Annotated in this window: 22 protein-coding genes, 1 tRNA gene and 1 pseudogene; all 24 read left to right on the top strand. The window is 62.1% G+C overall.

Annotation, left to right across the window (positions count from 1 at the left end; genetic code table 11):
• Positions 1-86 precede the first annotated feature (86 nt).
• Positions 87-598: pseudogene (locus XcyCFBP4188_RS15500) on the top strand (integrase core domain-containing protein); the annotation flags it as partial.
• A 386-nt stretch (positions 599-984) separates the two neighbouring features.
• Positions 985-2,889, top strand: a complete 1,905-nt coding sequence (gene thrS / locus XcyCFBP4188_RS15495; protein ID WP_104592400.1) for a threonine--tRNA ligase — start codon at positions 985-987, stop codon at positions 2,887-2,889.
• Positions 2,890-2,937: 48 nt separating this feature from the next.
• Entirely contained in the window at positions 2,938-3,480 is a 543-nt protein-coding gene (gene infC / locus XcyCFBP4188_RS15490; RefSeq protein WP_080639730.1) for a translation initiation factor IF-3, read from the top strand.
• 240 nt (positions 3,481-3,720) lie between these two features.
• Positions 3,721-3,918, top strand: a complete 198-nt coding sequence (gene rpmI, locus XcyCFBP4188_RS15485) for a 50S ribosomal protein L35 (RefSeq protein ID WP_006449141.1) — start codon at positions 3,721-3,723, stop codon at positions 3,916-3,918.
• A gap of 10 nt (positions 3,919-3,928) precedes the next feature.
• Positions 3,929-4,288: a 50S ribosomal protein L20 gene (rplT, locus tag XcyCFBP4188_RS15480; RefSeq protein WP_006449140.1), complete on the top strand. Its 360-nt coding sequence runs from the start codon at positions 3,929-3,931 to the stop codon at positions 4,286-4,288.
• 291 nt (positions 4,289-4,579) lie between these two features.
• Positions 4,580-5,575, top strand: coding sequence for a phenylalanine--tRNA ligase subunit alpha (gene pheS / locus XcyCFBP4188_RS15475; protein WP_006449139.1), 996 nt, complete (start codon positions 4,580-4,582; stop codon positions 5,573-5,575).
• Positions 5,576-5,704: 129 nt separating this feature from the next.
• The gene (pheT, locus tag XcyCFBP4188_RS15470) at positions 5,705-8,083 is read left to right on the top strand and encodes a phenylalanine--tRNA ligase subunit beta (RefSeq protein ID WP_104592399.1); all 2,379 of its coding nucleotides are present in this window, start codon (positions 5,705-5,707) and stop codon (positions 8,081-8,083) included.
• A gap of 21 nt (positions 8,084-8,104) precedes the next feature.
• A complete protein-coding gene (locus tag XcyCFBP4188_RS15465) occupies positions 8,105-8,404 on the top strand; it encodes an integration host factor subunit alpha (protein WP_002811076.1) in 300 nt (99 codons plus the stop codon).
• Positions 8,385-8,741, top strand: coding sequence for a MerR family transcriptional regulator (locus tag XcyCFBP4188_RS15460; protein ID WP_005995911.1), 357 nt, complete (start codon positions 8,385-8,387; stop codon positions 8,739-8,741). Before XcyCFBP4188_RS15465 ends, XcyCFBP4188_RS15460 begins: the two co-directional genes overlap by 20 nt.
• A 61-nt stretch (positions 8,742-8,802) precedes the next feature.
• Positions 8,803-8,879: transfer RNA gene (locus XcyCFBP4188_RS15455), tRNA-Pro, on the top strand.
• Positions 8,880-9,350: 471 nt separating this feature from the next.
• Entirely contained in the window at positions 9,351-10,049 is a 699-nt protein-coding gene (locus tag XcyCFBP4188_RS15450; RefSeq protein WP_006449137.1) for a polysaccharide biosynthesis/export family protein, read from the top strand.
• Positions 10,031-11,470 carry a GumC family protein gene (locus tag XcyCFBP4188_RS15445; RefSeq protein ID WP_074057171.1) on the top strand — a complete coding sequence of 480 codons (1,440 nt, stop codon included), beginning with the start codon at positions 10,031-10,033 and terminating at the stop codon, positions 11,468-11,470. Before XcyCFBP4188_RS15450 ends, XcyCFBP4188_RS15445 begins: the two co-directional genes overlap by 19 nt.
• Positions 11,471-11,713: 243 nt before the next feature.
• Complete coding sequence (locus XcyCFBP4188_RS15440; RefSeq protein ID WP_043907521.1) at positions 11,714-13,168, top strand: undecaprenyl-phosphate glucose phosphotransferase; 1,455 nt, start codon at positions 11,714-11,716, stop codon at positions 13,166-13,168.
• Positions 13,169-13,262: 94 nt separating this feature from the next.
• A complete protein-coding gene (locus tag XcyCFBP4188_RS15435; RefSeq protein ID WP_162096827.1) occupies positions 13,263-14,549 on the top strand; it encodes a polysaccharide biosynthesis protein GumE in 1,287 nt (428 codons plus the stop codon).
• Positions 14,546-15,637, top strand: a complete 1,092-nt coding sequence (locus tag XcyCFBP4188_RS15430) for an acyltransferase family protein (protein WP_104592398.1) — start codon at positions 14,546-14,548, stop codon at positions 15,635-15,637. The genes XcyCFBP4188_RS15435 and XcyCFBP4188_RS15430 overlap by 4 nt, the downstream gene beginning before the upstream one ends.
• 13 nt (positions 15,638-15,650) lie before the next feature.
• On the top strand, positions 15,651-16,739 hold the full coding sequence (locus XcyCFBP4188_RS15425) for an acyltransferase family protein (protein WP_104592397.1): 1,089 nt from the start codon (positions 15,651-15,653) through the stop codon (positions 16,737-16,739).
• Positions 16,740-16,806: 67 nt separating this feature from the next.
• Entirely contained in the window at positions 16,807-17,949 is a 1,143-nt protein-coding gene (locus XcyCFBP4188_RS15420) for a glycosyltransferase family 4 protein (protein ID WP_006449131.1), read from the top strand.
• Positions 17,946-18,995, top strand: a complete 1,050-nt coding sequence (locus XcyCFBP4188_RS15415) for a glycosyltransferase (protein WP_006449130.1) — start codon at positions 17,946-17,948, stop codon at positions 18,993-18,995. Before XcyCFBP4188_RS15420 ends, XcyCFBP4188_RS15415 begins: the two co-directional genes overlap by 4 nt.
• Positions 18,996-19,012: 17 nt before the next feature.
• Positions 19,013-20,497, top strand: a complete 1,485-nt coding sequence (locus XcyCFBP4188_RS15410; RefSeq protein ID WP_043907519.1) for a lipopolysaccharide biosynthesis protein — start codon at positions 19,013-19,015, stop codon at positions 20,495-20,497.
• 64 nt (positions 20,498-20,561) lie between these two features.
• Positions 20,562-21,761, top strand: coding sequence for a GumK N-terminal domain-containing glycosyltransferase (locus XcyCFBP4188_RS15405; RefSeq protein ID WP_006449128.1), 1,200 nt, complete (start codon positions 20,562-20,564; stop codon positions 21,759-21,761).
• 40 nt (positions 21,762-21,801) lie between these two features.
• Entirely contained in the window at positions 21,802-22,596 is a 795-nt protein-coding gene (locus XcyCFBP4188_RS15400; protein WP_006449127.1) for a polysaccharide pyruvyl transferase family protein, read from the top strand.
• A gap of 4 nt (positions 22,597-22,600) precedes the next feature.
• Entirely contained in the window at positions 22,601-23,395 is a 795-nt protein-coding gene (locus tag XcyCFBP4188_RS15395) for a WecB/TagA/CpsF family glycosyltransferase (RefSeq protein ID WP_006449126.1), read from the top strand.
• Positions 23,396-23,429: 34 nt separating this feature from the next.
• A complete protein-coding gene (locus tag XcyCFBP4188_RS15390; RefSeq protein ID WP_006449125.1) occupies positions 23,430-23,891 on the top strand; it encodes a cupin domain-containing protein in 462 nt (153 codons plus the stop codon).
• 92 nt (positions 23,892-23,983) lie between these two features.
• A complete protein-coding gene (locus XcyCFBP4188_RS15385) occupies positions 23,984-25,003 on the top strand; it encodes a TraB/GumN family protein (protein ID WP_104592396.1) in 1,020 nt (339 codons plus the stop codon).

The raw sequence follows: 25,003 nt of genomic DNA, 5'->3' as shown, positions 1-25,003 counted from the left end.
ACGTGCAGCGAGCAATTTTCATGGCTGAGAGTCGGGGCTAATCAGGATAGTTTAATCGCTCGGGCCATTAGTGTTAACAGGCCCTAATAGGAGAGCGTCAGCCGCTGCTGCGGCCATCGCAGGCCAATGAGGTGTGGTCGATGGATTTCGTGTTCGACCGCACCGCCGAAGGCCGAGTGATCAAGTGTCTGATTATTGTGGACCACGCAACACACGAAGCGGTCGCCATCGACGTGGAGCGCATGCTGGACCGACTGGCGCACAGTCGCGGTTTGCCGAAGGTGATCCGCACTGACAACGGCAAGGAGTTTTGCGGCAAGGCGATGGTCGCCTGGGCGCATGCTCGCGGTGTGCAGCTACGGCTCATCCAGCCGGGCAAACCGAACCAGAACGCCTACGTCGAATCCTTCAACGGCCGGTTACGCGACGAATGCCTCAACGAGCATTGGTTCCCGACGTTACTGCACGCGCGCACCGAAATCGAACGCTGGCGAGGCGAATACAACGAGGAGCGCCCTAAGAAAGCAATCGGCGGCATGACAACGACTGCTTATGCCAACATCGGGCAAACACCGATATCATCAGTCCCGGACACTAGACCCGGCCGCTACTCATGGCGGGGGGGGGCGTCGCTGCGACACGCCGGCCAGATAGGCGCTATCCAGCGAGGTGGCTTTACCCTTGATGGTCATGGTCGGCACTGGCAGCACAGGTGGCCGGCATGCGCAACGCCTCGCTGATTGGTTTACCATTCGTCTTCAAGACCACTTGCGAGAAGGTGGCCCGCGCTCCGCGCCGGCCCAGCGTGCGACATGAGCACTACCACTGCCCACCGCTGATTCCGGCCGCGCCAGTTCGCACGGCGCCCGCACGGCGTTCTTTCTGCACCACCTCTCGCCACACCCCTATCCGAGCCTGTCCCGTAGCGGGCAGATCTCCCTTGCAGCCGTCGCGCTGCAGCCAGCACAGACCTTATTATTGCCCATGATCAACATCACGCTCCCCGACGGCAGCCGCCGCGAATTCGAATCCCCCGCCTCGGTGATGCAGGTCGCCCAGTCGATCGGCGCCGGCCTGGCCAAGGCCACCATCGCCGGCCAGGTCGACGGCCAGCTGGTCGATGCCAGCGACGTCATCGACCACGATGCCAGCCTGCGCATCATCACTGCCAAGGATGCCGAAGGCGTGGAGATCATCCGCCACTCCTGCGCGCATCTGGTTGGGCATGCGGTCAAGCAGCTGTACCCGGAGGTCAAGATGGTGATCGGTCCGGTCATCGCCGAAGGCTTCTATTACGACATCTACAGCGAACGCCCGTTCACGCCGGACGACATGGCCGCGATCGAGCAACGCATGCAGGAGCTGATCGCGCAGGACTACGAGGTGATCAAGAAGGTCACCCCGCGCGCCGAGGTGATCGAGCTGTTCGCGCAGCGCGGCGAGGAGTACAAGCTGCGCCTGATCGAGGACATGTCCGCCGACATCACCGCGATGGGCCTGTACTACCACCAGGAATACGTGGACATGTGCCGTGGCCCGCACGTGCCCAATACGCGCTTCCTCAAGGCCTTCAAGCTCACGCGCATCTCCGGCGCCTACTGGCGCGGCGATGCCAAGAACGAGCAGCTGCAGCGCATCTACGGCACTGCCTGGGCCGACAAGAAGCAGCTGGACGCCTACATCCTGCGCATGGAAGAAGCCGACAAGCGCGACCATCGCCGCATCGGCAAGCAGCAGGACCTGTTCCATCTGCAGGAAGAGGCTCCCGGCCTGGTGTTCTGGCATCCCAAGGGCTGGTCGCTGTGGCAGGTGGTCGAGCAGTACATGCGCAAGGTTTATCGCGATAGCGGCTACGGCGAAGTACGTTGTCCGCAGATCCTGGACGTGTCGCTGTGGCAGAAATCCGGTCACTGGGACAACTACCAGGACGCGATGTTCTTCACCGAATCGGAGAAGCGCACCTACGCTGTCAAGCCGATGAACTGCCCCGGCCACGTGCAGGTGTTCAATCAGGGCCTGCACAGCTACCGCGACCTGCCGATCCGCTACGGCGAGTTCGGCGCCTGCCACCGCAACGAGCCGTCCGGCGCGCTGCACGGCATCCTGCGCGTGCGCGGCTTCACCCAGGACGACGGGCACGTGTTCTGCCTGGAATCGCAGATCGAAGCGGAAGTCACAGCGTTCCATCAGCAGGCACTGGCGGTCTACACCGCGTTCGGCTTCGACGACATCGAGATCAAGATCGCGCTGCGTCCGGAAAAGCGCCTGGGCGACGACGTCACCTGGGATAAGGCCGAAGCAGCGCTGCGCAGCGCGCTGGGCGTGTGCGGGGTGGAGTGGCAGGAGCTGCCGGGCGAGGGCGCCTTCTACGGCCCCAAGATCGAGTACCACCTCAAGGACGCGATCGGCCGTACCTGGCAGCTGGGCACCATGCAGGTCGATTTCATGATGCCCGGCCGCCTCGGCGCCGAGTACGTGGATGAGCACAGCCAGAAAAAGCACCCGGTCATGCTGCACCGGGCGATCGTCGGTTCGATGGAGCGTTTCATCGGCATTTTGATCGAACACCACGCCGGCGCCTTCCCCTCCTGGCTCGCCCCGGTCCAGGTCGTTGTCGCAAATATCACCGATGCCCAGGCAGACTATGTGGACTCGGTTCGGAAAACCCTTGCAAATCAAGGCTTCCGTGTAAACGCCGATTTGCGTAACGAGAAGATCGGATATAAGATTCGCGAGCATACGCTGCAACGCGTGCCCTATCTGCTCGTGGTCGGTGACCGCGAGAAGGAAAACGGCGCCGTCGCCGTGCGGACACGTTCGGGAGAAGACCTCGGGACCATGACGGTCTCGGCCTTCGTCGAACGTCTGCAGGCAGAGCAGGCAGCGTGAGCCAACCCCGGCCGGTCTGGATGATCCGGATGCGCCGGTTCGATTCCCCTGGGAGATTGCAATATCAGTACCCCTGACAACAAACAGAACCGCAAGAACCAAGAAATCCGCGTGCCGCGCGTCCGCGTGATCGGCAGTGACGGAGAGATGGTCGGCGTGTTGTCGCGCGACGAAGCGCTCGCCAAGGCCGAGGAAGAAGGCCTGGATCTGGTCGAAATCCAGCCGCAGGCAGATCCGCCTGTCTGCAAGATCATGGATTTCGGCAAGTTCAAGTTCGAGCAGCAGAAAAAGGCCAACGAGGCCAAGAAGAAGACCAAGCAGGTCGAGATCAAGGAACTCAAGTTCCGTCCGGTCACGGACGAGGGCGACTACCAGATCAAGCTGCGCAACATGCGCCGCTTCCTGGAAGAGGGCGACAAGGTCAAGGTCAACATCCGCTTCCGTGGCCGCGAAATGAGCCACCAGGAGCTGGGTCGCGAAATGGCGTCCCGGATCGAGGCCGATCTTGGCGAAGACATCGTCATCGAGTCGCGTCCGCGCCTGGAAGGGCGGCAGATGGTCATGATGATCGCGCCCAAGAAGAAGATCTGATCCCGCGTTGCGGCCTGCCCCGGCGGGGTCGGTCGCAGTGCAGACAGCAGCGATTTGCAAGAATTCCCGGCAACGGGCATACTGCGCGGCCCGGTTTTACCGTGGCGCCGCGCAAGCGGTACAGGACCTGTCCGGATCGTGTTCGATCAAGGACTTACAAGCAGGCAAGGGCAAGGATGGAAAGCGTGGTCGCAAGACTGCCGCCCGGGTCAGTGACAAAACACCATCAAGGACATTGCAATGCCCAAGATCAAGACCAACCGGGCGGCGGCCAAGCGTTTCCGCAAGACCGCCTCCGGCAAGTACAAGTGCGGCCACGCAAACCGTAGCCATATCCTCACGAAGAAAGCGACCAAGCGGAAGCGCAACTTGCGGCAGACGAACCACGTTCGTCCCGAGGACGCAGGCCGTCTCGATCGTATGCTTCCCTATCTCTGAGGACTGAACCATGGCACGAGTAAAGCGTGGTGTGCAGGCGCGCCGCCGCCACAAGAAAATTCTGAACCTGGCGAAGGGCTACTACAACGCCCGTCGTAAGGTCTTCCGTGTTGCCAAGCAGGCGGTCATCAAGGCGCAGCAGTACGCCTACATTGGCCGTAAGCAGAAGAAGCGCGTGTTCCGTGCGCTTTGGATCACCCGCATCAACGCGGCTGCCCGCATCAATGGTCTGAGCTACAGCCGTTTCATGAACGGCATGCTCAAGGCTGGTATTACCCTGGACCGCAAGGTACTGGCTGATATCGCCGTGCACGACGCCGCCGGCTTTGCCGCGCTGGCTGAGAAGGCAAAGGGCGCGCTGGCGGCGTAAATGCAGGTCCCTCGCAGGAGCCCGCACGTCGTTGGTGCGAGTCCTTCGCAAGAGCCCGCACATCCATGTGCGGACTGTTGAAGGGGTAGATCATCTCGAGCAGCCGCACACTCGTGTGCCTGCTTTTGGTGATGAAACGCAGATATGCAGGGGGAAGGGCGCGAGTCCTTCCCCTTTTGCGTTTTAAATAGCCGGCATCTCTAGATTTGGATGGTTGGCAAGAGTCATGTGGTAATGCGTTCCGGTGCATCCGGAAACACCGTTCGGCTGAGCAGTTGAGGCGCGAGTGCAATGAGTGAGATTCAATCCCTGACCGAGCGCGCGTTGGCCGATGTCGCCGCCGCACAGACGCCAGACCAACTGGAAGCCTTGCGCGTCGCGTTGCTGGGCAAGAGCGGCAGCATCACCGCCCAGCTCAAGCAACTCGGCACGCTGCCAGCCGATCAGCGCAAGGCCGCTGGCGAAGCGATCAATCTGTCGCGCGATGCGCTGACCGCTGCGCTGTCCGAGCGCAAGCACACGCTGGAAAACGCCGCGCTGGACGCGCGTCTGGCTGGCGAGCGCATCGATGTCACCTTGCCGGGTCGTCGCAGCGAACGTGGTGGCCTGCACCCGGTCACGCGCACGCTCGAGCGCATCGTCGAGATCTTTGCGCGCTTGGGGTATGAGCTGTCCGATGGTCCTGAGATCGAGGACGACTGGCATAACTTCGAAGCTTTGAATTTTCCGCCGCATCATCCGGCGCGCGCGATGCACGACACGTTCTATTTCGGCGATGGCCGCCTGTTGCGCACCCATACCTCCGGTGTGCAGGTGCGTTACATGGATGCGCACAAGCCGCCGCTGCGCATGATCGCGGCCGGCAAGGTGTATCGCTCCGATTCGGACCAGACCCATTCGCCGATGTTCCATCAGGTCGAAGGCCTGCTGGTGGACGAGCATTCCACCTTCGCCGACCTCAAGGGCACCTTGTCCGAGTTCGTGCGTGCGTTCTTCGAGCGCGATTTCGAAATGCGTTTCCGCCCCAGCTATTTCCCGTTCGTGGAGCCGGGTGCGGAAGTGGACATCGCCTGGCAGCAGCCCGATGGCAGCACGCGCTGGCTGGAAGTGCTCGGCTGCGGCATGGTGCACCCGAACGTGCTGCGCAGCGTCGGCATCGACCCGGAGCGCTACACCGGCTTCGCCTTCGGCCTGGGCGTGGAGCGCTTTGCGATGCTGCGCTACGGCGTCAACGACCTGCGCGCGTTCTTCGAGAACGATGTGCGCTTCCTCAGGCAGTTCGCCTGACGGCGGGGAATCGGGAATCGGGAGTGGAGAATCGGAGCGGCCAAGCGCGCTCCCAGCCCACCTTCCAGATCCACGAAGACCTCCCGCTGTTGCGATTCCCGATTCCCTATTCTCTATTCCCGGCTCCTCATGAAATTCTCTGAAAATTGGCTGCGCAGCCACGTTCCCATCCAGGCCAGCCGCGACGAACTTGCCGCGACGCTGACGGCGATCGGTCTGGAGGTCGAAGAGGTCACGCCATTGGGCGAAGCCTTAGGTCAAGTGGTGGTGGCGCGCATCGTCGAGGCGGTGCGTCACCCGGAGGCCGATCGTCTGCAGGTCTGCAGCGTCGATGCAGGGCAGGGCGAGTTGCTGCAGATCGTGTGTGGCGCGCCCAATGCGCGTGCCGGTCTGTTGGCGCCGTTGGCGCTGGTCGGTGCGCAGATCGGTGCGCTGACCATCACCGCAGCCAAGCTGCGCGGTGTGGCGTCCAATGGAATGTTGTGCTCGGCCAAGGAGCTGGGTCTGGACAGCGACGCGTCCGGCCTGTTCGAGCTGCCGGACGATGCGCCAGTGGGTCAGGCCTTGGCCGAGTATCTGGGGCTGCCCGATGCCAGCATCGAGATCAAGCTCACGCCCAATCGCGCCGATTGTTTCGGCGTGCGCGGCATCGCCTTCGACGTGGCCGCAGCCTGCGCCAGCGAAGTGGTGGCCTTCGATGCGGGTGAGGTGGCGCCAGTGTCGACACGCACCCTGGCCGTGCAGCTGGATGCCGGCCACGACGCGCCGCGCTATTGCGGACGTGTGATCGAGGGCATCGACCCGGCCGCAAAAACGCCGGTGTGGTTGGCCGAGCGGCTGCGTCGCAGTGGCGTGCGGCCGTTGTCGTTGCTGGTGGATATCACCCAGTATGTGATGCTGGAACTCGGCCAGCCGATGCATGCGTTCGATCTGGACACGCTGCAGGGGCCGATCGGCGTTCGGCGTTCGCGCAGTGGCGAGCAGCTGGCGCTGCTGGATGGACGTCAGGTCACGCTGGACGACAATTTCCTGACCATCACCGATGCCGGCCGGCCGGTCGCGTTGGCCGGTCTGATGGGCGGGTTGGACACGCGCGTGACCGAGACCACGCGCAACGTGTTCCTGGAAGCGGCATATTTCGACCCGGCCGCGATCATGGGCCGTGGCCGCAAGCTCGGGTTGCATACCGATGCCGGTCATCGCTTCGAGCGTGGAGTGGATCCGGCATTGCCGCCGCAAGCGATCGAAGTGGCGACGCGGTTGGTGCTGGAGCTGGCCGGCGGTATGCCGGGCCCGGTGGTGCATGCGCAATTGCCGCAGCATTTGCCGCAGCCCGCAAACATCCTGCTGCGTCGTGCGCGGATCGCGCGCGTGCTGGGCATCCAGATCGACGATGCCGAGGTTGCGCGCATTCTCACCGCGCTCGGCATGCAGCTCGACGCGGTGGCCGAGGGCTGGCAGGTGATGGCGCCGAGCCGTCGCTTCGATATCGCCATCGAGGAAGATCTGATCGAAGAGCTGGCGCGTATCCACGGCTATGACCGTGTGCCGACCACGCTGCCCGGTGGCGCAAGCCGGATCGCGATGCCGAGCGAAACCCAGCTGGACGAACTCAGCGTGCGTCGCCAGCTGGTGGCGCGCGAGCTGCAGGAAACCATCAATTACGCTTTTGTCGATGCGAACCTGTTGGAGCGCTGGCAGCTGACCGATGGCCTGGTGCCGCTGGCCAATCCGCTCAGTGCGGAACTTGCAATCATGCGTCCGCGCTTGTTGCCGGGTCTGGTGGCGACGCTGGGCCGCAACGCCGCCCGCCAGGCCGGGCGGGTGCGCCTGTTCGAGCTGGGCAAGGTATTCACCGCGTCTGCCGAGACCGGTGCCGCGCCGCAGGAAGCGCAGCACGTCGCCGCAGCAGTCTGTGGCGATGCCTTGGCGCTGCAGTGGGGCGAGTCTGCACGCAAAGTGGATTTCCACGATCTGAAGGGCGATCTGGTGGCGCTGGCTGCGGCCAGTGGCGCGGTGCTGGATTTCCAGCCTTCCACCCAGCCGTTCGGGCATCCGGGGCGGTCGGCCGATATCCATCGCGATGGTGTGCACATCGGCTGGATCGGGCAGGTGCATCCGCGTCTTGCCAAGCAGTTGGAGATCGACGTGGACGTGATCGCGTTCGAGCTGCAGCTGGCGCCGCTGGTGCAGCGTGCGCTGCCGCGTGCTGGCGAGCTGTCGCGGTTCCCCTCGGTGCGTCGCGATCTGGCCTTCCTGGTGCCGGAAGAGGTGAGCTGGGCGGCGCTGTCTGCCAGTGTGCGCACCACGGTTGGCCCGTTGTTGCGCGAGGTGCAGCTGTTCGATCGCTATGTCGGGCAGGGGGTCGAGCCAGGTTTCAAGAGTCTGGCTATGGGCTTGATTTTGCAGGATAACTCGCGCACTCTCACCGACCGGGACGTCGACGCAGTCGTTGCCGATGTGGTGGCCGTGATCGAGCGCGAGCACCGCGCCCGGATTCGGAGTTGAGGCGGTAACCAGGGGATTGGCATGGCATTGACGAAAGCGGAGATGGCCGAACGTCTGTTCGACGAGGTCGGTCTGAACAAGCGCGAGGCAAAGGAATTTGTCGACGCCTTCTTCGATGTGCTGCGCGATGCACTGGAGCAGGGCCGTCAGGTGAAGTTGTCCGGTTTCGGCAACTTCGATCTGCGGCGCAAGAATCAACGGCCCGGTCGCAATCCCAAGACCGGTGAGGAAATTCCGATTTCGGCCCGCACGGTGGTGACCTTCCGTCCAGGCCAGAAGCTCAAGGAGCGGGTGGAGGCTTATGCTGGATCCGGGCAGTAATCGCGAGCTACCGCCGATCCCGGCCAAGCGCTACTTCACCATCGGCGAGGTCAGCGAGTTGTGCGATGTCAAGCCGCATGTGCTGCGCTATTGGGAAACCGAATTTCCGAGCCTGGAGCCGGTCAAGCGGCGCGGCAATCGGCGCTACTACCAGCGCCACGACGTGCTGATGGTGCGGCAGATCCGCGGTCTGCTGTACGAACAGGGCTACACCATCGGTGGCGCACGTCTGCGCCTGGAAGGCGATGGTGCCAAGAGCGAGTCGGCATTGAGCAACCAGATCATCAAGCAGGTGCGCATGGAGCTGGAAGAAGTGTTGCAGCTGCTGCGCCGCTAGGAAATTGTGTCGTAAAGCCGCTATAATCGCAGGCCGTCCTCGCGACGGAGTGCAGCATCTTCGGGGTATAGCGCAGCCTGGTAGCGCACTAGTCTGGGGGACTAGTGGTCGTCGGTTCAAATCCGGCTACCCCGACCAAACACAAAGCCCATGTCTTTACTGACATGGGCTTTTTTGTTGCGTCGCAGCATGTGGATTCGGGGCTTGAGGAAAGGTGCTGCATATGCAGAACGGCATAGTGCGCTGCAGCAGGAAAAGGGCCGAAGAGACCGCTTCACACGGTCCCGTCTGCTGTGGACCTGGATCACAGAGCGGTGCTAAGTATCCGAAAATCCTCCAGATCATTAGCGTGTGATTAGTAACTGGATCACGTTTTGTTAACGTCGCAACGACGAACTTGAATCAATAGGCCAACGCCGTCAAAAAAATGGCGTGCAGCGTCTTGCGATGTTTTCTTTCTATGCCATAGTGCAGTGCAACACGTCACACCTGTCGTGATCCCGATGTCATACGGGATGAATTTCTCTGTCGTACGTTCGTGCTGGCGTGTTGGCCGGTTGAATGCTGCGCGGGTTCCTGTCCCACCAATCAAGGCAGCCAGCTACACGCATGAAAAGACTGATCGAACGATTCTGCCAAGGCCTCAGCCTGGCGTTGATCTGCTCGATGACACTGGGCGCTTGCAGCACCGGTCCGAAGATGGCGGACTCTCTGCCGCTCCCGGATCCGCTTGCGATGTCCGCAGTGCAGCCAGAGTATCGACTGGCGCCGGGCGACTTGCTGTTGGTCAAGGTATTTCAAGTCGATGATCTGGAGCGGCAGGTCCGCATCGATCAGAACGGTCACATATCGCTGCCACTGATCGGCGATGTCAAGGCCACCGGCCTGGGCGTTGGCGAGCTGGAAAAACTGGTCGCAGAACGCTACGCCGCCGGATATCTGCAGCAGCCGCAAGTGTCGGTGTTCGTGGAGGAATCCAACGGCCGCCGGGTCACGGTCACTGGTGCGGTGGACGCGCCCGGGATCTACCCGGTGATCGGCTCCAACCTGACCTTGCAGCAAGCGATTGCGCAGGCAAAGGGTGTCAGTACGGTGGCCAGCCGCGGCAATGTCATTGTCTTCCGCATCGTCAATGGGCAAAAAATGATCGCTAGATTCGACCTGACCGAGATCGAGAAGGGTGCCAATCCCGACCCGGAGATCTACGGCGGCGACATCGTTGTGGTGTATCGCTCGGACGCACGCATCTGGCTGCGCACCATGCTTGAACTGACCCCCTTGGTAATGGTGTGGCGCGCTTACCGATGAGTATGAATTCCGAAAATCGTTCCTCTTCTTCTCATCGTCACGGCCATCTCGAGCTGGCGGATGTGGGTTTGCTCGACTACTGGCGTGCGCTGGTCTCGCAGCGCTGGTTGATCATCGGGGTCACGCTGTTCGCAGTGCTGCTGGCCTTTGGCATCACGCTGTTGATGCCGGAGAAGTACCGCGCCACCAGCACGCTGCAGATCGAGCGTGATTCGCTCAACGTGGTGAACGTCGACAATCTGATGCCGGTGGAGTCGCCGCAGGATCGCGATTTCTACCAGACCCAGTACCAGTTGCTGCAGAGCCGTTCGTTGGCGCGTGCAGTGATCCGCGAAGCCAAGCTGGATCAGGAGCCGGCGTTCAAGGCGCAGGTCGACGAGGCACTGGAGAAGGCTGCGGCCAAGAATCCGGAAGCCGGCAAGTCGGTCGATTCGCGCCAGGCGATCGTCGAGCGCACCTTGACCGACACCCTGCTGGCCGGATTGGTGGTCGAGCCGATCCTCAATTCGCGCCTGGTCTACGTCAATTACGACTCGCCGGATCCGGTGCTGGCCGCCAAGATCGCCAACACCTATACCAAGGTCTTCATCGTCAGCACGCAAGAGCGCCGGATGAACGCGTCCTCGTTCGCGACCAAGTTCCTGTCCGAACGTCTGGAGCAGTTGCGCGGCAAGGTCGAAGACTCGGAAAAGACACTGGTCTCTTATTCGACCCAGGAACAGATCGTGTCGATGGGCGATGACAAGCCATCGCTTGCGGCGCAGAACCTGGGCGATCTCAACGCGATGCTTGCCTCTGCACAGGACACGCGCATCAAGGCCGAAGCGGCATGGCGGCAGGTCAGCACCGGCGACAGCATGTCGTTGCCGCAGGTGCTGGGCAATCCGTTGATCCAGAGCCTGCGCGGTGAGCAGATCCGCTTGAACACCGAGTACCAGCAGAAGCTGTCGACCTTCAAGCCGGACTATCCGGAAATGCGGCGCCTGAAGGCGCAGATCGAAGAGTCGCGCCGTCAGATCAACGGCGAGGTCATCAACATCCGTCAATCGTTGAAGGCTGCCTATGACGCCTCGGTGCAGCAGGAGCGTTTGCTCAACGAGCGCATTGCCGGTCTGCGCAGTAACGAGCTGGATCTGCAGAGTCGCAGCATCCAATACAACATGCTCAAGCGCGACGTCGATACGAATCGTCAGCTCTACGATGCGCTCCTGCAGCGTTACAAAGAGATCGGTGTTGCAAGCAACGTGGGCGCCAACAACGTGACCATCGTCGATACCGCAGACGTGCCTACGTCGAAGACTTCACCGAAACTCAAATTGAACCTCGCATTAGGCTTCATCTTTGGCGTATTCCTTGGTGTGGCTGTGGCCCTCGTGCGCTACTTCCTGCGAGGCAATGGGCCGGAGACGCGGTTGAACTGACATCGTGATGTTGCAAAACGATGGTTAATTTAAGTGACAACTGATTCAGCGTGGAAAAAGTCGGATCCCGTAAGTTTCGGGATCCCTCGTTTGAAAGTTTGTCTCTGTTGAAACAAAGGGCTGTCGTGCGATCTGGGGTCGGTAGGTATTACCGCGGTGATCGTACGACGGAGATGATTGAAAGCTCGCGTGCGTTTCGTATGTTCCCCCGCATGCGCCGTATCGAGTTTGGAGGACATCCCCATGCTTTTGGCAGACTTGAGTAGCGCGACCTACACCACATCCTCGCCGCGATTGTTGTCCAAGTATTCGGCTGCAGCCGACCTGGTTCTGCGCGTTTTCGACCTGACCATGGTCGTCGTCTCCGGACTGATTGCGTATCGCATCGTGTTCGGCTCCTGGGTGCCGGCGGCGCCCTATCGGGTCGCGATCGCCACCACCTTGCTGTATTCGGTGATCTGCTTTGCGCTGTTCCCGCTGTATCGCAGCTGGCGCGGTCGCGGGTTGTTGAGCGAGTTGTTGGTCCTGGGTGGTGCCTTCGGTGGTGTGTTCGCGCTGTTTGCGGTGCATGCATTGATCGTGCAGGTCGGCGAGCAGGTGTCGCGTGGCTGGATCGGCTTATGGTTCGTCGGTGGTCTGGCTTCGCTGGTGGCGGCACGCACGGTGTTGCGCGGCTTCTTGAACCATCTGCGTACGCAGGGCGTGGACGTGCAGCGTGTGGTGGTGGTTGGTTTGCGCCATCCGGTGATGAAGATCAATCACTACCTCAGCCGCAATCCCTGGGTCGGCATGAACCTGGTCGGCTACTTCCGTACCCCGTACGACATCGCCGTGACCGAGCAGCGACAGTCGTTGCCGTGCCTGGGCGACCCGGACGCGTTGATCGAGTATTTGAAGGACAACCAGGTTGAGCAGGTATGGATCTCGTTGCCGCTGGGCGAGCGCGATCACATCAAGCAGTTGCTGCAGCGTCTGGATCGTTATCCGATCAACGTCAAGCTGGTGCCGGATCTGTTCGACTTCGGTCTGTTGAATCAGTCTGGCGAGCAGATCGGCAATGTACCGGTGATCAATCTGCGTCAGGGCGGTGTGGATCGCGACAATTACTTTGTGGTCGCCAAGGCGCTGCAGGACAAGATCCTGGCCGTGATCGCGCTGATGGGCCTGTGGCCGTTGATGGCGGCGATTGCGGTGGGCGTCAAGATGAGCTCGCCGGGCCCGGTGTTCTTCCGTCAGCGGCGCCATGGCCTGGGCGGTCGCGAGTTCTACATGTTCAAGTTCCGCTCGATGCGCGTGCATGACGACCACGGCACCACCATCCAGCAGGCGACCAAGAACGACAACCGCATTACGCGCTTCGGTTCGTTCCTGCGTCGCAGCAGCCTGGATGAGTTGCCGCAGATCTTCAACGTGCTGGGTGGCAGCATGTCGATCGTGGGCCCGCGTCCGCACGCCGCGCAGCACAACACGCACTACGAAAAGCTGATCAACCATTACATGCAGCGTCACTACGTCAAGCCGGGGATCACCGGTTGGGCGCAGGTGAACGGTTTCCGTGGCGAAACCCCGGAACTGCGCACGATGAAGAAGCGTATCCAGTACGACCTGGACTACATTCGTCGTTGGTCGCTGTGGCTGGATATCCGCATCATCGTGCTGACCGCGGTGCGTGTGTTCGGACAGAAGACCGCGTACTGATGATGGTGGGTAGTGTGCGACCTGGCGCGTCCAGCGCCGCGGGCGGCTGCATCGCAGCCGCCCCTTTCAAGCAGGCGTCTGCATGCTGATCCAAATGAGCGAGGAGACCCGCGTTCGCTGGCATAACCTGCTGATCGAACTAACGCTGCTGGTGGGCGTTGGTTACAACCTGGTGCTGGCGCTGATCAACGCGAACGTGTTCACGGTGCGTCCGGTGATCACCTATGCAGTCGAGTTCATCATCTACGCTGCGTGCTTCCTGCTTGGCCTGGGCTCGATGAGCCGCAAGCGCATCGCGTTGATCATCAGCGGGTTGGGGCTGATCGTCACCTTGATGTTCGTGCGCTTTTTGGTGAACTGGCAGATCGATCCCAAATTTTTCCGCGATGCCCTGGTGGTGTTTGCGTTTGTCGTGCTGGGTTCGGCCTATACCGGGTCTGTGCCCAAGCTGTTCCTGCGCATGACGATCATCGTCTCGCTGGTTGCCGCCTTCGAGCTGGCGATGCCAAGCGCCTACGGCGATCTGGTCAATCCGAAGAGCTTCTTCGTCAATGCGCGTGGCATGAGCGCGGAAGGCTTCTGGAACGAAGACAGCAATCTGTTCGTCAGCGCCACGCGGCCGGGCGAACGTAACTTCCTGCCGGGCTCCAACCTGCCACGCGCCTCCTCGATATTCATCGAGCCGGTGACGATGGGCAATTACATCTGCTTCTTCACCGCGATCGTGTTGGTGTTCTGGCGTTGGATGCGGCCGTCGATGCTGATTCTGTCGGTCGGCTTGATCGGTTTCATGATCGTTGCCTCCGATGGACGGCTCGCGGCGGGCACCTGTGTGCTGATGGTGTTGCTGTCGCCGCTATTGAAACGCCTGGATCAGCGACTGGCGTTCCTGGTGTTTCTGGTGGTGATCATGACCGCATGGTTGCTGGTGTGGATCACCGGGATCACCGCCTATCAGGACAACACGATGGGGCGGATATTCTTCACCGTGTATTCGATGAACAACCTGTCGTTCGAGTCCTGGATGGGCCTGGATTTTGCGCAGGCGTATCGTTACTTCGATAGTGGTATTGCCTACTTCATCGCATCGCAGTCGATCGTCGGCGTGCTGGCGTTTCTGTTGTCTTATTCGTTCCTGCTGCTGATGCCGAGCAAGGAAGGGCAGCTGTTCAAGAATCTGGCGATCTTTGCGTTCGCGCTGAGTCTGCTGGTGTCCAACGGCTACTTTTCGATCAAGACCTCGGCGCTGTGGTGGTTCGTGTGCGGCTGCATGTGGCACATGCTGCCGACCTGGTCTGCTGCAACGACGGCTAAGGTGAGCAAGCAGGATCCAGCCGACGATCGCGGGCAGCTGCCATTGCCTGCGGGAGGGGCGCGATGAATCTGGCGGCGACGCAGGCACAGCAGCCGGTCGTGCCGACTGCCGGCGCACACGTCGCCACCCCGCAACGCGGTCGCGACTTGCGTATCGATGCCGCCAAGGCGATCGCGATTTTGCTGGTGGTGTTTTGCCACGCCAAGGGCGTGCCGCACGGCATGACCTTGTTCGCCTACAGCTTCCACGTGCCGCTGTTTCTTCTGGTCTCCGGCTGGCTGGCCTCCGGGTACGCCTCGCGCGCCACCGGGCTATCGCAGACCGTCAGCAAGCAGGCGCGCAGCTTGTTGCTGCCGTATGTGGTGTTCTATCTGCTTGGCTACGCGTACTGGCTGCTGACGCGCAATATCGGCGAAAAAGCTGCACGCTGGGGCAGTCATCCATGGTGGGAGCCGATCGTGGCGATGTTCACCGGGATCGGCCCGGACCTGTACGTGCAGCCTCCTTTGTGGTTTCTGCCGGTGATGCTGGTGACGGTAGTTGGTTACGTGCTGCTGCGCCGCTGGCTGTCGCCGGTGGTGATTGCGGTGGCATCGCTGGCCGTGGCCTGGTTCTGGATGTACTGGTTCCCGGCGCAGGGTGTGCGGATTTTTTTCGGGCTGGATGTGCTGCCGGTGTCGCTGTGCTTTTATGCACTTGGCGCCTTGCTGATCCACCTCTCGCCGCACCTGCCGAAGTCGTTGGTTGGGAGCGTGCTTGCGACGGTGGTGCTGGGGATTGCGGTTGCCGGGCTGGCTGATGTCAATGGCCGGATCGACGTCAACATGCTGGAATTCGGCCGCAATCATGCGCTGTTTCTGCTGAGTGCAGTGCTTGGGTCGCTGATGGTGATCTGCGCCGCGCGGTTGGTGCAAGGCTGGGCATGGGTGCAGTGGATCGGGCGCAATACGTTGTTGATCCTGTGCACGCACATGCTGGTGTTTTTCGTGCTTTCCGGTGTTGCAGCACTGGCTGGTGGATTCGGTGCCTCGCGTCCGGGGCTTGGCTGGGCGTTGTTCGTCACCATCTTCGCGTTGGCCGCATGCGTGCCGCTGCGCTGGTTCCTGATGCGTTTCGCGCCGTGGACATTGGGTGCCCGCCCGGTGGCGGCATGACCGGCACCGCGCCATGACGACCGCGCCGTATTCCTCTGCAGCCAGGCACGACAGCTCGGGGACCAGGGCCGCGCCAGCACCGGCGTTGACCCGCGATTGGCAGATCGATGCAGCAAAAGCGCTGGCCATCGTCCTGGTGGTGTTGGGGCATGCCAGCGGCATGCCGGCGGCCTACAAGCTGTTCGCCTATAGCTTTCACGTTCCGTTGTTTTTTGTGCTGTCCGGCTGGGTGGGCGAGCGCTTCGGCCGCCGTGCAATGACGGTGGCGACTATCAAGAAGTTGGCGCGCACGCTGCTCATTCCCTACCTTGCGTTCTTCCTGGTGGCCTACGCTTGCTGGATGTTGATGGGAGTGACCAGCCGCGCGGCGCATCCATCGCACAGCCTGCCGTGGTGGGACCCGTTTGCGGGTCTGTTCTGGGCCAACGGCGCGAGCCTGTATGTGCTTCCGGCGTTGTGGTTTTTGCCGGCGCTGTTTGTCACCACGCTCGCCTACATTGCATTGCGCGCGCGCTTGAGTACGACGGTGCTGGCTGCGACCTGCCTGCCGCTTGCATTGGCATGGGCCGGCTGGTTCCCGTCGCTGCAGCTGCGGCTTCCGTTTGCGTTGGACGTGTTGCCGGTCGCGCTGTTCTTCATCGCCGTTGGCGGCTGGCTATCGCGCTACGCCGATGCGCTGCGATCGCTTGGCGCCATGGCGTGGGCGTTGGCACTCCCGGTGCTGGCAGCAGCCTGGTGGTGGTTGGCGGCATGGAACGGGCAAGTGGATGTGAACAATCTGCAGTTCGGGCAGTCCGCTGCGGTGTTTTTGCTGGTCAGCCTGCTGGGCACGGCGATGACCTTGTGCGTTGCCTACTTCGTTCGGCAATGGCGTTGGCTGCAGTGGATTGGCGCCAACACCTTGCTGATTCTGTGCACGCATACGTTGGTGTTTCTGGTACTCACCAGCGTGGTGGCACGTACCGGTGTGATCGCACCCAGCATGATCGGCACGCCAGCATGGGCGATGAGTTTATGCCCGGTGGCGATTGTTGCCAGTGTGCCGATGCGTGCAGTGTTGGTGCGCATTGCGCCATGGATGTTGGGGTTGAAAGGTAAATGACGAGCTTCCAGAATCATCAGCCGTCGCAACACGCAGTTGCGCGTTGCGGGCACAGGAGATTGGCGTAATGAAAGTGGTGCATGTTGTCCGCCAATTCCATCCTTCGATCGGAGGCATGGAGGAAGTCGTTCTCAATGTGGCCCGTCAACATCAGGCCAACAGTGCCGATACGGTGGAGATCGTGACGTTGGACCGGGTGTTCACCGATCCAGGCGCGCAACTTGCTGCGCAGGAAACGCATCAGGGCCTGCCGATCCGGCGCATCGGTTACCGCGGTTCGTCGCGCTACCCGTTTGCGCCATCGGTGCTCAATGCGATTCGTTCGGCGGATCTGGTGCACCTGCATGGCATCGATTTTTTCTACGACTATCTTGCGCTGACCAAGCCGCTGCATGGCAAGCCGATGGTGGTGTCCACGCATGGCGGGTTTTTCCATACCGCCTACGCCTCGCGGATGAAGCAGTTGTGGTTTCAGACGCTGACCCGCACCTCTGCGCTGGCGTATGCGCGGGTGATCGCTACCAGCGAGAACGATGGCGATCTGTTCGCCAAGGTGGTGTCGCCGGCACGCTTGCGGGTGATCGAGAACGGCGTTGATGTGGAGAAGTACGCAGGGCAGGGCGCAACAACGCCCGGGCGCACGATGCTGTATTTCGGGCGCTGGTCGGTGAACAAGGGGCTGATCGAAACCCTGGAGTTGCTCCAGGCCGCGCTCAAGCGCGACCCGCAGTGGCGGCTGATCATCGCCGGCCGCGAGTACGATTTGGACGAGGCCGATCTGCGCGAGGCGATCGCCGAGCGTGGTCTACAGGACAAGGTGCAGCTGAGCATGTCGCCTTCGCAGGAACAGTTGCGGGCGTTGATGCATCAGGCGCAGTTCTTCGTGTGCCTGTCGCGGCATGAAGGGTTCGGCATTGCGGCGGTCGAAGCGATGAGTGCGGGCCTGATTCCGATCCTCAGCGATATCCCGCCATTCGTGCGTCTTGCCGGCGAGTCCGGTCAGGGCGTGATCGTCAATCGCGACAGGCTCGAGATAGCGGCCGATCAGGTGCAGGCGCTTGCGCTGCAGTCGGATGCGGATTTCGATACGCGTCGCGCGGCATCCATGGCGTATGTGAGCCGCTACGACTGGAAGCATGTGGTGGGGCGCTATATCGACGAGTACCACACCGCGCTGGGCACGCGCCGCGCGCAGGAGGCGGTGCGATGAGTGCGCGTGCGTCTGCCTCGCTGACGCGTGCGGCCACGCAGCCGCAGGTCACCGTGCTGTTCTCCACCGAGAAGCCCAACGCCAACACCAATCCGTATCTGACTCAGCTCTACGCTTCGTTGCCGGATGCGGTACAACCGCGCTTCTTCTCGATGCGCGATGCGTTGTTGTCGCGTTACGACGTACTGCATCTGCATTGGCCGGAATATCTGCTGCGTCATCCGAGTGCTGCCGGCACGTTGGCCAAGCAGGTGTGTGCGGCGCTGTTGTTGCTCAAGCTGCAACTGACCGGCACGCCGGTGGTGCGTACCTTGCACAACCTGGCGCCGCACGAAGATCGCGGCTGGCGTGAGCGCAACCTGTTGCGGTGGATCGACCGTTTGACGCGTCGCTGGATCCGCATCAATGCGACCACGCCGCCGCGACCGCCATTCACCGACACCATCTTGCATGGCCATTACCGCGACTGGTTCGCGACCATGCAGCAGGGCAGTACGGTGCTGGGGCGGCTGCTCCACTTCGGTTTGATTCGTCCGTACAAGGGTGTGGAAACGCTGCTGGATGTGATGCGCGAAGTGGACGATGCGCGCTTGAATCTACGCATCGTCGGCAACCCGGCCACGCCGCAGATGCGCACGCTGGTGGAGGATGCCTGCACGCAGGATCCACGCGTCACCGCGCTGCTGGCCTATGTGGAAGAGCCGGTGTTGGCGCGCGAAGTCAGCCAGGCCGAGCTGGTGGTGTTGCCGTATCGGCAGATGCATAACTCCGGCACGCTGCTGCTGGCGTTGTCGCTGGCGCGTCCGGTGCTGGCACCGTGGAGCGAGTCGAATGCGGCCATTGCCGAGGAAGTCGGCCCGGGCTGGGTGTTTCTCTATGAAGGCGACTTCGATGCAGCGCTGCTGACCGGCATGCTGGACAAGGTACGCGCCGCGCCACGCAGCCCGGCACCGGATCTTTCGCAACGTGATTGGCCACGGATCGGGCAGTTGCACTACCGCACCTACCTGGAAGCGCTCGGCAAGGATGGAGACGCCGCGCTGTGACTGCAGAGATCCCAACGATGACATCCCCCACGCCGCCCCCACCACGCAGCCTCGGTTCGCGTGCCGCCGGTGGCGCAGCGGTGACCATGATCGGCCAGTCGGCCAAGATGGTCGTGCAGTTCGGCGGCATCATTTTGCTGGCGCGGTTGCTGACGCCTTACGACTACGGCTTGATGGCGATGGTCACCGCGATCGTCGGTGCTGCCGAGATCCTGCGCGATTTCGGTCTGTCCGCCGCTGCCGTGCAAGCCAAGCATGTGAGCCGCGAACAACGCGACAACCTGTTCTGGATCAACAGCGGTATCGGCTTGTCGCTATCGGTGGTGGTGTATGCCTCTGCCCACCTGATCGCCAATTTCTACAAAGAGCCGGCGCTGGTGATGATCTCGCAGGCGCTGGCGGTGACCTTCCTGATCAACGGCATGACCACGCAGTACCGCGCGCATCTGAGCCGTGGTCTGCGCTTCGGGCAGGTGGCGTTGAGTGATGTCGGTTCGCAGGTGCTGGGCTTGGTTGCAGCTGTTGCTGCGGCGTTGCTCGGTTGGGGGTATTGGGCGCTGGTGGTGCAGCAGGTGGTGCAAGCCAGCATCAATTTCTTGATCGCCGCGAGTTGCTCGCGCTGGTTGCCGCGCGGCTACCAGCGTGCCGCGCCGATGCGCGATTTCATGAGCTTCGGCTGGAATCTGATGGCCGCGCAGTTACTGGGATATGCCAGCCGCAATGTCGGCCAGGTCATCATCGGTTGGCGGACCGGCCCGGATGCACTGGGCCTGTACAACCGCGCCTTCCAATTGCTGATGATGCCGTTGAACCAGATCAACGCGCCGGCGACCAGCGTGGCGTTGCCGGTGTTGTCGCAGCTGCAGGACGACCGCGAACGCTTCAACGCTTTCCTGCTGCGTGGGCAAACGGTGATGGTGCACTTGATCTTTGCACTGTTCGCCTTTTCCTGTGCGCTGGCGATGCCGTTGATCGTGCTGGTGCTTGGCGAGCAGTGGCGCGATGCGGTGCCGTTGTTTCAGGTGTTGACCCTGGGCGGAATTTTCCAGACCGCGTCCTACGCCACCTATTGGGTCTTCCTGTCCAAGGGATTGATGCGCCAGCAGCTGATTTACTCGCTGGTCGGGCGCATCGTGCTGATTGGTTGCATCTTTGCCGGCTCGCGCTGGGGCGCGATGGGCGTGGCGATCGGCTATTCGTTCGGGCTGCTACTGATCTGGCCGTTGTCGCTGGTCTGGATTGGCAAGATTTCCGACGCGCCAGTGCGCTCGCTGTTTACCAACGCCTTGCGCCCGATGGTGGCCTACGGTGTGGCCGGTGGCTGCGCGTACTACGCCTCCGTCGTGGCCGGTGGCCCGTTGTGGCAACAGCTCGCCGCTGGGGCAGGGGCGATGGCAGCCGTCTGTCTGCTGGCTCTGGCGATCTGGCCGGCGTTCCGCCGCGATGTGCTGTCCATCGTCGACATCCGCAAATTACTGACCCAGGCCAAGGCACGCCGATGAGATCGACACTGTCCTCGCCTGCGTTTGTGCATGCTCTTTTCCACTCATCCATAGGACACGGCCCATGAGCGACACACCCGCCGCCGCTACCGGCATTGCCCGGCCTTGCTATCTGGTCTTGTCCGCACACGATTACCGTACGCCGCGTCGCGCCAATATTCACTTCATCACCGATCAACTGGCATTGCGCGGGACCACGCGATTCTTCTCGCTGCGTTACAGCAGGCTCTCGCGCATGAAGGGCGACATGCGCCTGCCGCTGGACGAAACGGCGAACACCGTCGTCTCGCACAAGGGGGTCGACTGCTATCTGTGGCGGACCACGGTGCACCCGTTCAATACGCGCCGCGCGTGGCTACGTGCGGTCGAGGATGCGATGTTTCGCTGGTACGCCGCGCATCCACCGCGTCAGTTACTTGACTGGATGCGCGAGGCGGACGTGATCGTGTTCGAGAGCGGCATTGCAGTTGCTTTCATCGAGCTCGCCAAGCGCATCAATCCTGCGGCCAAGCTGGTCTATCGTGCATCCGATGCATTGAGCACGATCAATGTCGCTTCCTACATCGAGCGCGAGTTCGACCGTGTTGCGCCAACGCTCGATGTGATCGCACTGGTGTCGCCAGCGATGGCCGAGGAAGTGGCAAGCCGCGACAACGTCTATCACGTCGGCCATGGCGTGGATCACAACCTGGACCAGCTGGGCGACCCATCGCCGTATGGCGAGGGCATCCACGCGGTGGCAGTGGGCTCGATGTTGTTCGATCCAGAATTTTTCGTCGTCGCCAGCAAGGCCTTTCCGCACGTCACGTTCCATGTGATCGGCTCGGGCATGGGGCGTCATCCTGGTTACGGCGACAACGTGACGGTCTATGGCGAAATGAAACACGTCGAGACCATCGGCTACATCAAGCACGCCCGTTTCGGCATCGCGCCTTACGCATCCGAGCAGGTGCCGATCTATCTGGCCGACAGCTCGATGAAGCTATTGCAGTACGATTTTTTTGGGCTGCCGGCAGTCTGCCCGAACGTCGTCGTCGGGCCCTATCAGTCGCGTTTCGGCTACACTCCGGGCGACGCTGATTCGATCATTGCGGCAATCGGGCTGGCATTGGAAGCACCGCACGTGCGCTATCGCCAGTGCCTGAATTGGTCCGATACCACCGATCGCGTGCTCAATCCCGGTGCGTATCCAGAGACCCGGTTGTACCCGCACAACACCGGCGCAGCCGCGCGCACCTCTGCGGAGGCTGCGCTCTCGCATTGATGCGGCGTGCTCATTCGTTTTTTAAAGGAGATCCCTCACGATGGCCAACGCTTTACTGCAGAAGTGGATAGAACATGCCGAACGTCGTGCATTGTTCTGGTGGCAGCCGAAAAACGCTGGCGTCAACATGGGGGATCACCTGTCCAAGGTGATCGTCTCCTGCGTGCTGTCCTTGCAGGACAAAACGCTGATTGAAAAGCGCGATCTCAGCAAGAAATTGATCGCGATCGGCTCGGTGCTGCACTTCGCCAAAGATGGCGACACCGTCTGGGGCAGTGGCATCAACGGCAAGATTCCGGCCGAACGCAACACCTTCAGTACGCTCGATGTGCGTGCAGTGCGTGGGCCGAAGACGCGCAAATTCTTGATGGAGCGCGGCATCGCGGTGCCCGAGGTCTATGGCGACCCTGGTCTTCTGACGCCGATGTTCTTTCCCGCCGATGCGCTTGGCGCGGTAAACAAGCGTCCGTTCGCCATCGTTCCGCACTTCAACGAGCCGGTCGAAAAATACAGCGCGTATGCCGACCATCTGGTGTTTCCCAACGTCAAGCCTGCGACCTTCATGAGCGCATTGCTGGGCGCCGAGTTGGTGATCAGCAGCTCGCTGCACGGGCTGATTCTGGCCGAGGCGTACGGGATCCCGGCGGTGTATCTGGACTGGGGCAACGGCGAAGACCGCTTCAAGTACGACGACTACTACAACGGCACCGGACGCACGCAGTGGCATTCGGGCAACAGCGTGGAAGAGTGCCTGGATCTGGGCGGCAACGGCGAGTTCGACCTGGCAAGTTTGCAGGCCGGATTGCTGGCCGCATTCCCTTACGACCTTTGGTGATTCGATGATGCAGGGCCAGCGCGTGGAAACCGAAACGACGACTGCCGCCAATGGCGCGCCACCCCAAGGCGTGGTGATTCCGCTTGGCGGGTTTCCGGTGTTGTCCACGACGCAAGAGGCCTTTGCGCTGGAGTTGTTCCATGCGCTGGCGGCGCAGCAACGGCGTCGGGTGTTCTTTGCCAACACCAATTTCATCGTGCAATGCCAGGCGTTGCGCATGCGGATGCGCGAGCCCAGCGTGCGCATCGTCAATGACGGGATCGGCATGGATCTGGCCGCGCGGCTGATCCATGGCCGCCGCTTTGCCGGCAATCTCAATGGCACCGATCTGATTCCGTATCTGTGCCGCCACGCTGCGCATCCGCTCAAGTTCTTCCTGCTGGGCGGGCGCCCCGGCGTGGGCAAGACGGCGGCAGCGACGCTGACCGGTACGTTGGGTCAGCAGGTGGTTGGCATGTGCGATGGCTACGGCGAATTTGCCGCCGCAGGCGAGGGTCTGGCCGAGCGTATCAATCGCTCCGGTGCCGATGTGCTGCTGGTGGCCTTCGGCAACCCCTTGCAGGAGCGCTGGATCCTCGATCACAGCCAGGCGCTGACGGTGCCGCTGGTGTTTGGTGTCGGCGCGCTGCTGGATTTTCTGTCCGGCACCGCCAAGCGTGCGCCCGAGTGGGTGCAGCGTCTGCATATGGAATGGATGTATCGGCTGCTCCACGAGCCGCGCCGTCTGCTCAAGCGCTATAGCTGGGATCTGCTGGTGTTCTTCCGAACCTGTCTGCGCGCGGGCAAGCATCTGCCGTGATGCACGGCAGCGCGCGCTGCCCTAGCATGTGCGCATGCATCCAACTGCCGCTGACCTGATTCGCTCGCTCGACCTCGCCCCGCATCCGGAAGGCGGGCATTTTCGCCGTGTGTATGCCTCTGCGCGTGAGGTGACCGATGGCGGACAGACACGCCCGGCGCTGACCGCGATCCGCTTTCTGCTTAGTGCCGGCGAATGCAGCGCCTGGCACCGCGTGGACGCCGAGGAAAGCTGGCATTGGCAGCAAGGCGATGCGCTGGAGCTGCTGATTTACGATGAAGCCAGCGGGCAGTTGCGACGCCTGATCCTGGATGCGGCCGAGCGCGGTGCGCCGATGCACGTGGTGCCGGCCGGCTGTTGGCAGGCAGCACGCTCGCTTGGCGATTTCACCCTGGTGGGTTGCACGGTCTCGCCCGGGTTCGTGTGGGAAGGATTCGCGCTGCTCGACGATGCTTCGCCGCTGGCCGCGCAGTTGGCAGCCTTGGTCCCGCGCTGAGCCACGGTTGGGCCTGCCATGCCGATTGCTTCCCTAACGCGGCGGTGGCGGGCTTGGCGTAATGTCCGCGTCTCACACAGGGGCGACATGTGATGCGATGCAAGGGGGCGGTGTGGGGAGTCGGATTGATGCTGGTGTCGCTGCTGGCGGCGGCCAGTGACAGCACCACGCCGAAAGTGGCTGCGCCATCGCCACCGGCGGTGGTCGATCTGGAAGCGATGGTGGTGCGCGGCGTGCAACCCGGCCCGGGCTTGTGGAAGGTCAGCAGGGGCGACCATGTGTTGTGGATCCTGGGCACCTTGTCGCCATTGCCGAAGCGGCTGCAGTGGCAGTCGACCGAGGTGGAAACGATCATCGGGCAGTCCCAGCAGGTCCTGATGGCGCCGACCGTGCAGATCGATGCGGACATGGGATTTTTTGGCAAGTTGACCTTGTTGCCGTCCGCGATGAAGGCGATGAAGAACGAAGACGGCCGCGAACTACGCGAGGTGTTGCCGGCCGATCTGTATGCCCGCTGGAGCCTGGCCAAGGCACGCTATATCGGTGGCGATCGGGGCGTGGAGCGCAAGCGCCCGATGCTGGCCGCCGGTGAGTTGTATCAGGCCGCGATCAAGCGCTCCGGCCTGGCCCGTTCGCCGGTGATCTGGTCGGTGGTGGAGCGTGCCGCCAAGCGCGCAGGTATCAAGCCAACCCCCACAGCGCTGGACTACAAGATCAAGGACCCGCGCCAGGCCATCAAGGATTTCCGTGCCGGCGGCATGGACGATACCGCGTGCTTTCGCAGCATTCTGGCAACAGTGGAGCGCGATCTGCCCACGATGGTCGAGCGCGCCAACGCATGGTCGGTGGGCGATATCGAAGCGCTGCGCCAACTGCCGCGCGAAGATCCGCAGGCCGCCTGCATGAGCGCGATGGCCAGCTCCGGTGCGGCCAGGGCGCGTGGTATCGACGATCTCGAACGCCGCATGCGCGAGCACTGGCTGAGCATCGCCACCACTGCGTTGCAACGCAATCGCAGCACCTTCGCGGTGCTGCCGATCAGCCGGCTGACGGCGCGGGATGGATATCTCGTAAGGCTGCAGGCGATGGGGTATGCGGTGGAAGCGCCTTGA

Origin of the sequence: Xanthomonas hortorum pv. cynarae, assembly GCF_002939985.1 — a bacterium.
GTDB classification, from domain to species: domain Bacteria; phylum Pseudomonadota; class Gammaproteobacteria; order Xanthomonadales; family Xanthomonadaceae; genus Xanthomonas; species Xanthomonas hortorum_D.
This window is presented reverse-complemented; position numbering and strand designations above follow the sequence as displayed.